The sequence below is a fragment of the Vibrio sp. T20 genome, from assembly GCF_007858795.1.
Classification (GTDB): Bacteria; Pseudomonadota; Gammaproteobacteria; order Enterobacterales; family Vibrionaceae; genus Vibrio; species Vibrio satsumensis.
This window is the reverse complement of sequence record NZ_VFEB01000232.1, coordinates 1-296: the sequence shown is the minus strand read 5'-3', so window position 1 is coordinate 296 and position 296 is coordinate 1. Positions and strand designations below refer to the sequence as shown.

Below are 296 nucleotides of genomic sequence, written 5' to 3'. Positions count from 1 at the left end.
TAGCTATGGGCGAGGCGTGACATACGAACAATCTGATTCATCTCAAATCAACAAATCGAAATAAAGCAGTGACCATCAAGTGAAATCAACATTAGACCTTAGCTGCTTTAAGAACAACGATGTCCGCGGCATCATTGGTGAACAAATCAATGAACATCTCGCCTTTCTGCTTGGAAAGGCATTTGGCGAACACGTACTTTTTGCTTCACCTGAAACGTTACTCGATGACTCAGCTCAGGTAGTAATTGGCCGTGATAACCGCGAAACTTCCATTTCATTACAAGACGCCATGACAA

1 pseudogene is annotated in these 296 nt (G+C 42.9%); it reads left to right on the top strand.

The annotated features are described in order from the left end of the window. Positions 1-79: 79 nt before the first annotated feature. Positions 80-296 (top strand): annotated as a pseudogene (locus FTW16_RS22230) (phosphomannomutase CpsG); the annotation flags it as partial.